Genomic DNA, 5,361 nt, shown 5'->3' with positions numbered 1-5,361 from the left:
TAACCCCCCCGCCGTCCCCCCGGGCCGGTTTTTTTTTTTTTTGGCTTTTAAACCCCCGCCTTACCACTCACGACCACGGTGGCCCTCCCAGCCGGTCGCGGACGGCGGCGATCACCTTCTCCGTCTGCGCCCGGAGGGCGGCCAGACCGGCCGCCTCGTCGGCCGAGCCGACGTAACCCGCGAGATCCGCCCGCACTCCTTCCTTCCACACCGCCCTGAGCCGCTGCGTCGCCGTGATGTCCTCGTCCGGGCGGCCGTCGACCAGGACGAGGTCCGCGCGCAGCCCGGCCCGGATCCGGCCGCGGTCGCCGAGCCCGAACGCGTCGGCCGGCCGGGCCGTCGCCGCCGTCAGGGCCGCCGGGGGTGAGATCCCCGCGGCCACGAGGTGCCCCAGCTCCCGGTGCAGGCTCGCGCCGTGCACCGTGCCCGGGTTGGGCGCGTCCGTGCCCGCCAGCAACGGCACCCCGGCCGCGTGCAGCAGCCGGGCGTTCTCCCGCGCCACCGCGAAGTCCGGCAGCTGCGGGGGCAGCCACCGCTGCTGCTGCCGTTCGAGCACCGCGCGCCACGCCGGGCCGAGCCGGGCGGCGAGGGCGGGTTCGGTCAGGAGCGAGGTCCCGGGGAAGCCGTCGGCGATCGACAGCGTCGAGATCACCGCCACGCCCGCCGTGGCGATCGCGGCGACCTGGTGCTCGGCCAGGGCGTCGAACGGGACGTGGGCCAGCACGTCCACTCCGGTCGGCAGCAGGTCCACGGCCGCGCGGGCGGTCGACACGTGGGCGGCGACGACCAGACCGGCCGCGTGCGCGGCCTCGGTCAGCGCGGCGATCGTCGAGACGTCCAGGGACGGCATCGGCATCGGGCCGCCGCCGCTGCCGTCGTCGTAGAGCACCTTCAGGTGCGTCGCGCCCTCGGCGATGCGGTCGGCGACGAACCCCTCGGCGTCCCGCGGGCCGGTCACGTACGGGAAGGGCGCGTACATCAGGCTCGGGTGCCCGCCCGGCGCGGTGGCGCCGATGCCGGAGGACCGCACGTCGGCGGCGCCGGGCCCGGCGGCCAGGGCCGCCCGGACGGTGTCCGGCTTGCTGAACATGTCGAGCACGGTCGTGACGCCGAACGTGAGCGCCTGCCGGGGCGCGCCGGGCAGCAGGTGCACGTGGGCGTCGATCAGCCCCGGCAGCAGGGTGCCGCCGCGGGCGTCCACGTGCTCGTCGCCGGGCCGGCGCAGGGTGTCGTCGCCGACCGCGTCGATGCGCCTGTCCGTGAGCCGGACGGCGGTGTCCCGGCAAAGGCGCTCGCCGTCGAAGATCCGGGCGCCGGTGATGGTGGTCGTGGTCACGGCGGCCACGGTAGAAGTTGACACGGTGTGAAGGTCAATTCCAAGGTGAACGGATGCGGTATTCGATCAGTCAGGTCGCGAAGTCCTCCGGCGTGTCGGCGCGGATGCTCCGCCACTACGACGCGATCGGCCTGCTCAGCCCGGCGTCCGTGGCGGCCAACGGCTACCGCTGGTACGGCCGGTTCGAACTGCTGCGCCTGCAGCGCATCCTGCTGCTGCGGCGGCTCGGGCTCGGCCTGGCCGAGATCGGGGCCGTGCTCGGCGAACAGGTCGACGAGGCCGCCGCGCTGCGCGGGCACCTGGCCCAGCTCGAACAGGAGCGGCGCCGTCTCGACCGGGTGATCGCCACTGTCGAGGAGACGCTCGCCGACCTCGGCGCCACCCGGATCGACGACCCCGATCGGTTCTTCGCCGGCCTGCGCAAGGACGGCGCCGCCATGCGGCGGACCTACCGCGAGACGTTCGGCGAGGGGGCCGCCGAGGCGTTCGACGTCGCCCAGGCCGCCCAGGAGGGACTCACCGCGGCGGACTACCGGCACGCCGCGGCGCAGAGCGCGGCGCTGTTCCGGCGGCTGGCCGCCGTCATGCGCTCCGGCGCGGCGCCGGAGGACCCCGCCGCGCTCGACGCCGTCGCCGAGCACCACCGGTCGGTGAGCCGGTTCTGGCAGCCGACGGCGCCGGCCTACGCCGCGCTGGGCGGGCTCTACCGGACCGATCCCCGGCAGCGCGACCTCGCCGCGCGGGCCGACCCGGACCTGCCGGAGTGGCTGGCGCGGGCCGTCGAAGCCTACGCACGCGTGAGGCTCGTCCCACCGCTCGGGAAGACCTGACCCACCAGCCCTTACAGTCGGGGGTATGCAGACTTGGTCATCGGTCGACGTGCCCCGCATCCCCGGCACCCCCCGCCCGCTGCGGCTCCACGACACGGCCACCGGGCAGATCCGCCCGACCGCGCCCGGCGCCACCGCCCGGATGTACGTCTGCGGCATCACGCCCTACGACGCCACGCACCTGGGGCACGCCGCGACCTACCTCGCCTTCGACCTGGTGAACCGCGTCTGGCGGGACAACGGGCACGACGTCCACTACGTGCAGAACGTGACGGACATCGACGAGCCGCTGCTGGAGCGGGCCGAGCGGGACTCCGACGACTGGGTCGTGCTGGGCATGCGCGAGACGGCGCTGTTCCGCGAAGACATGACCGCGCTGCGGGTCATCCCGCCGCAGCAGTTCGTCGGTGCCGTCGAAAGCATCCCGGAGATCGTCGAGGTCATCGCGAAGCTGCTGGCCAACGGCGCCGCGTACCGCGCGGACGACCCGGAGTTCCCGGACGTCTACTTCGACCACGCGGCGACCGGCAAGTTCGGCTACGAGTCGAACTACGACGAGCCGACCATGCGGAAGTTCTTCGCCGAGCGCGGCGGTGACCCCGACCGCGCCGGCAAGCGCCACCCGCTGGACGCGCTGCTGTGGCGCGTGGCCCGCGAGGGCGAACCGTCGTGGGAGTCCGAGCTGGGCGCCGGGCGCCCGGGCTGGCACATCGAGTGCAGCGCGATCGCGGTCAACCGCCTCGGTCTCGGGTTCGACCTCCAGGGCGGGGGTTCGGACCTGATCTTCCCGCACCACGAGTACAGCGCGGCGCACGCCGAGGCCGTCGCCAAGGACGGCCCGTTCGCCCGCCACTACGTGCACGCCGGGATGATCGGCCTCGACGGCGAGAAGATGTCGAAGTCGCGCGGGAACCTGGTGTTCGTCTCGCGGCTGCGTGCCGACCAGGTCGACCCGGGTGCGATCCGGCTGGCGCTGTTCTCCGGCCACTACCGCGAAGACCGGCCGTGGACCGACACCCTCCTCGCCGACGCCGAGACGCGGTTGGCGCGCTGGCGGGAAGCCGTCTCGCTGTCCACGGGACCGGCGGCGGAGGACACCGTCACGCGGCTGCGCGACCACCTGTCCGACGACCTCGACACACCGAAGGCCCTGGCCGCGATCGACGCGTGGGCGAGCGAGGCGCTCCGCCGCGACGGCACCGACCCGACGGCCCCCGGCCTGATCCGCGACGCCGTCGACGCCCTCCTCGGCATCGCCCTCTGACGAAACCGGGTCCGGCACCCCCGTGGATGCCGGACCCGGTTCATGTATAACGACCTATACGGCGACCGGTTGGCCTTCGGCCAGTTCCAGGTGGTCGCCCGGCCACTCCCGGCGCAGCCAGCGGTCGTGGGACGCGAGGACGAACGCGCCCGGCGCCGTCTCCAGCGCCGCGAACAGTTCTTCCGCCAGGGTCAGCGAAATGTGGTTCGTCGGCTCGTCCAGCAGCAGCACGTCCGGCGGATCGGCGAGCAGGATCGCCAGCGCCAGCCGCCGTCGCTGGCCGACCGAGAGCGCCCCGACCGGCTGCCGCAGATCCCGGGACGCCAGCAGGCCCAGCCGGCTCAGCGGGGGAGCGTCCTCTCCGAGGGTGTCCCGGTAGACCCGCGCGGCGGTCCGCTCCGGTGAAGCGAACGCGACGTCCTGCTCCAGCAACCCGACCCGCACCCCGTGTCCGAAGTGGACCGTCCCGGCCGCCGGTGCGAGCCGGCCGGCCAGAACCGACAGCAGAGTCGACTTCCCGGCGCCGTTGCCGCCGGTGACGAGCAGCCGGGCCGAACCGTCGACGTCCAGCCGCGGCAGCGACAACCGCCCCGGGACTTCCAGCGCCCGCACCGAGATCGCCGGGCCCTCGCCGGGGGCGCGGCCGGTGAGCTCCGCCCGGAACCGCAGCGGGGCCGGGGGTTTGCGCACCTGGTCGCGTTCGAGGTGTTCCAGCCGCTGCTCGGCGTCGCGGACCCGCCGCGAGATCGTCTTCTGGACGCGGGCGCCCTTGAACGCGTGGATGAACTTGTCGTTGTCCCGCGGGCCGCGGCCGTAGGCGACGTTGCGCGCGGTGACCGCGACGGTTTCCCGCAGCTCTTTCAGTTCCTCCTGTTCTTCGGCGAACCGCTGCTCCCACCGCGCCCGCTCGGCCTTCTTGTGGCCCAGATAGCCGGTGTAGCTGCCGCCGTAGCGGACCGCGCCGCCGGCCTGGCGATCGACCGCGGCCGGGTCGAGGTCGACGATGTCGGTGCAGACGGCGTCGAGGAACACCCGGTCGTGCGAGGACAGCACCACGATCCCGGTCAGCTCGGTGAGGTGGCGTTCCAGGAACGCCATCGCGGTGTCGTCGAGGTGGTTGGTCGGCTCGTCGAGCAGGAGCGTCTCCGGCTGCCGGACCAGCAGCGCGGCCAGGCCGAGCCGGGAGCGCTGCCCGCCGGACAGCGTGCCGAGCCGCCGGTCCGGTTCGACGCCGCCGAGGCCGAGCCCGTCGCAGACCAGCTTGGCGCGGCGGTCGGCGTCCCAGAGGTCGTGAGCCTGGGCCCACTCCAGGACGCGGCCGTACTCCTCGAGCACGCCCGTGTCGTCGGGCCGGTCGGTCATGGCCGTGGTCAGCTCGTCGAGCCGAGCCGCGGCGGCGCGGATCTCGGCGAGGGCGTCGTCGAGGACGTCGGCGAAGGTGGCGTCCGGGCCGAACGGCAGTTCCTGCAGCAGGAACCCGACGTCGGGGCCGCGGAGCACCTCGCCGGAGCGCGGTTCTTCGAGCCCGGCGAGCAGTCGCAGCAGGGTGGACTTGCCGGTGCCGTTCTCGCCGACCAGGCCGAGCCGCTGCCCGGCCGACGCGGTCAGCGAAACGCCGTCGAGGACGACGCGGGTGCCGTAGCCGAAGACGACGTCCTTGGCCTGCACCGGAAAAACGGGAGACATGTGCGATCACCGAGCCCTGGGGGGAAGAAAGCGGGAATCCACGCCGGGCGTCGTGGCACGCGGGAGCGTCGGCTCGACCGGTGCCGCCTCGGGCGGGATGGGCGCGGTTCAGTTCCTCATAGTGGAATCAGGTTAACGCAACATCAGTAGAGTTAGTCACCCCGGCGCCGGCTCCGGCGGCACCGCCGTCGGAGTGGCGCCAGGGCGACGACGTGGTCCACGAGGAGTTCGGCACGGGCTGGGTC

General features: G+C 73.6%; 4 protein-coding genes. 2 read left to right on the top strand and 2 right to left on the bottom strand.

Annotated elements, in window-relative coordinates:
* Positions 1 to 67: 67 nt before the first annotated feature.
* A complete protein-coding gene (locus ABZW17_RS46550) occupies positions 68 to 1,336 on the bottom strand; it encodes an amidohydrolase family protein (protein WP_354829415.1) in 1,269 nt (422 codons plus the stop codon).
* A gap of 53 nt (positions 1,337 to 1,389) precedes the next feature.
* On the opposite strand from ABZW17_RS46550, the gene ABZW17_RS46545 reads away from it, so the two are divergent.
* Both ABZW17_RS46545 and mshC read left to right on the top strand, forming a co-directional pair.
* Positions 1,390 to 2,166, top strand: coding sequence for a MerR family transcriptional regulator (locus ABZW17_RS46545; RefSeq protein ID WP_354829411.1), 777 nt, complete (start codon positions 1,390 to 1,392; stop codon positions 2,164 to 2,166).
* A gap of 25 nt (positions 2,167 to 2,191) precedes the next feature.
* The gene (gene mshC / locus ABZW17_RS46540) at positions 2,192 to 3,430 is read left to right on the top strand and encodes a cysteine--1-D-myo-inosityl 2-amino-2-deoxy-alpha-D-glucopyranoside ligase (protein WP_354829409.1); all 1,239 of its coding nucleotides are present in this window, start codon (positions 2,192 to 2,194) and stop codon (positions 3,428 to 3,430) included.
* Between the two features lie 54 nt (positions 3,431 to 3,484).
* On the opposite strand, the gene ABZW17_RS46535 is transcribed toward mshC, so the two are convergent.
* The gene (locus tag ABZW17_RS46535) at positions 3,485 to 5,116 is read right to left on the bottom strand and encodes an ABC-F family ATP-binding cassette domain-containing protein (protein ID WP_354829406.1); all 1,632 of its coding nucleotides are present in this window, start codon (positions 5,114 to 5,116) and stop codon (positions 3,485 to 3,487) included.
* Positions 5,117 to 5,361: the final 245 nt, after the last annotated feature.

Origin of the sequence: Amycolatopsis sp. NPDC004625 (assembly GCF_040609695.1) — a bacterium.
In the GTDB taxonomy this organism is placed as follows: domain Bacteria; phylum Actinomycetota; class Actinomycetes; order Mycobacteriales; family Pseudonocardiaceae; genus Amycolatopsis.
The sequence above is the reverse complement of the archived record's forward strand: the minus strand, read 5'-3'. Positions and strand labels throughout refer to the sequence as shown.

What these genes read in the sequence shown, in the direction of transcription:
- ABZW17_RS46545 (WP_354829411.1), top strand. Translation starts at nt 1,390, where the DNA reads ATGCGGTATTCGATCAGTCAGGTCGCGAAGTCCTCCGGCGTGTCGGCG.
- mshC (WP_354829409.1), top strand. Translation starts at nt 2,192, where the DNA reads ATGCAGACTTGGTCATCGGTCGACGTGCCCCGCATCCCCGGCACCCCC.
- ABZW17_RS46535 (WP_354829406.1), bottom strand. Translation starts at nt 5,116, where the DNA reads ATGTCTCCCGTTTTTCCGGTGCAGGCCAAGGACGTCGTCTTCGGCTAC.